We start from the raw sequence: 2,307 nt of genomic DNA on the forward strand, positions 1-2,307 counted from the left end.
GGGCCGCCGCCGGGCTGGCCGTACCCCACCTGGCCGGGGCGTCCGCCGGAGCCGCGCCCGCACGGCCTGCCGCTGGCCGGCTACGGCTCCCGACTGGCCGCCCGACTGATCGACCTCGGCCTGCTCCTCCTGCTCAACGTGCTGGTCAACGGCTGGTTCGTCTACCGGTACGTCCGCGAGCTCTCCCCCGCCCTCGACGAGGCGTGGCGCCGGGCCACCACGGGCGACACCACCAACGCGCCGCTGCCGGCCCCCGGTGAGCAGGCGGCCGGCCTCCAGATCGCCATCCTGGTGATCGCCACCGCGCTCTGGTTCGCGTACGAGGTGCCGGCGATGGCCGCCAGCGGGCAGACCTTCGGCAAGCGGTTGATGCGGATCCGGGCGGTGCCCGTCGAGGCGGACCAGCCGCTCGGCTTCGGCCGGGCGACCCGCCGGTGGAGCACGCTGGGCATGCCCACCCTGCTCTGGTACTGCTGCGGTTTCGGCCTGCTCCTCCAGCTCGTCGACGCGGTCTCGGTCCTCTTCGACCACCCGCTGCGCCAGGCCCTGCACGACAAGCGTGCCCAGACCGTCGTGGTGCGGCTGCCGCAACCCGGCGGCCCCGCCACCCCCGCCACCCCGCACGACCGTGCCGACTCCCCGGGAGACACCCCATGACCGAGACGGACGTCACCAGCCCGCGCTGCGCCTGACCCGCGCCGACCTGGACGCGCTGCCGAACTACGTGCCGGGTCGCAGCCCCGCCGACCTGGCCCGCGAGCTGGGCCTGCCGGAGGCGATCAAGCTGGCCAGCAACGAGGTGCCGTACGGGCCGCTGCCCGGCGTGGTCGAGGCGGTCACCGAGGCGGTCACCGGCTCGCACCGCTACCCGGACATGGGCGTGGTGGCGCTGCGCCAGGCGCTGGCCGAGCGGTACGGCGTGGACGCCGACCGGATCGCCACCGGCTGCGGGTCGGTGGCGCTGGCCGAGCACCTGGTCCGGGCCACCTGCCTGCCCGGTGACGAGCTGCTCTACTCGTGGCGGTCGTTCGAGGCGTACCCGATCATCGCGGCGACCAGCGGCGCGACCAGCGTGCGGGTGCCCAACGACGCCGGCCACGGTCACGACCTGGCGGCGATGGCCGCGGCGGTGACCGACCGGACCCGGATGGTGCTGGTCTGCAACCCGAACAACCCCACCGGTACGGCCGTGCGCAAGGCCGAGCTGGACCGGTTCCTCGACTCCGTCGGCGAGGACGTGCTGGTCGTCATCGACGAGGCGTACCGCGAGTTCGTCACCGACCCGGAGGTGCCGGACGGCCTGACCTACCTCGACCGGCCGAACGTGGTGGTGCTGCGCACGCTCTCCAAGGCCTGGGGGCTGGCCGGGCTGCGGATCGGCTTCCTGGTCGCCGCCCCGGAGGTGGCCGCGGCCGTACGCAAGGTGGTCACCCCCTTCTCCACCAGCATGGCCGCCCAGGCCGGGGCGCTGGCCGCGCTGGCGCAGGCGGACGAGGTCCAGCGGCGCTGCGCGCTGGTCGTCGCCGAGCGGGACCGGGTCACCGAGGCGCTGCGCAAGCTGGTCCCGGACGTGCCGTCCAGCCAGGCCAACTTCGTCTGGCTGCCGCTGGGCGAGCGGGCGGTGGACTTCGGCAAGGCGTGCGAGGCGCGCGGTGTGATCGTCCGGCCGTTCGCCGGCGACGGGGTCCGGGTCACCATCGGCACCCCGGCCGAGAACGACGCCTTCCTGGCCGCGGCGGAGTCCGCGCTGGCCTGAGCCCGGGACGTCCGCCTCCGCCAACCCCGATCGGAGGCGGACCGACACCGGCACGCTACGCAACTTTCGCCGGCTTTTGTCCTATTTGTCGGTCGTTCGCTCAGGTCACCGCGAGCACGACCGGCTCGGCCATCAGGAAGTACCCCTGGTCGTCGTCGTCCGGGCGGGCCCGCTCGCGCAACCGTTCCACGGCCACGTAGCCGCCGGCCGCGTACGCCAGCCCCGGCACCCAGCCGATCCCGTCCTGCCCGAGGGTGAGCGGGAAGCGGGACCGCTGCGCCCCGGTCCTCGGGTCCAGGGTGATCAGGTCCCGCTGCCGGCTCAGCACGTGCACCCGACCCGGCTCGACCGCGATGACCCGCACCTCGCCCAGGTCGCCACGCCGCCACCGCTTCTCACCGGTGCGCGCGTCCCAGCCGGTCAGCACGCCGTCGGTGACCGCGATGGCGAACTCGCCGGAGAGGGTGGCGTCGGCGGCGCCCAGGGCCGGCGCGGGACGCGGCTCACCCGGCCCGACCAGCCAGCCGCGGCCGTCCGAGGTGCGCAGCCCC

Annotated in this window: 3 protein-coding genes; 2 read left to right on the forward strand and 1 reads right to left on the reverse strand. The window is 74.9% G+C overall.

Annotated elements, in window-relative coordinates; translation table 11 throughout:
* Positions 1–657 (forward strand): RDD family protein (locus JNW89_RS35140; protein ID WP_238452304.1); only part of this gene is annotated, 657 nt, incomplete at its 5' end.
* Entirely contained in the window at positions 629–1,756 is a 1,128-nt protein-coding gene (gene hisC / locus JNW89_RS35145; RefSeq protein ID WP_238452305.1) for a histidinol-phosphate transaminase, read from the forward strand. The genes JNW89_RS35140 and hisC, both read left to right, overlap by 29 nt.
* 100 nt (positions 1,757–1,856) lie before the next feature.
* Here the strand turns inward: hisC and JNW89_RS35150 are convergent.
* Positions 1,857–2,307: PQQ-binding-like beta-propeller repeat protein (locus tag JNW89_RS35150; RefSeq protein WP_238452306.1), on the reverse strand; the 451-nt coding region annotated here is incomplete at its 5' end.

This window comes from Micromonospora sp. 4G55 (genome assembly GCF_016803375.1).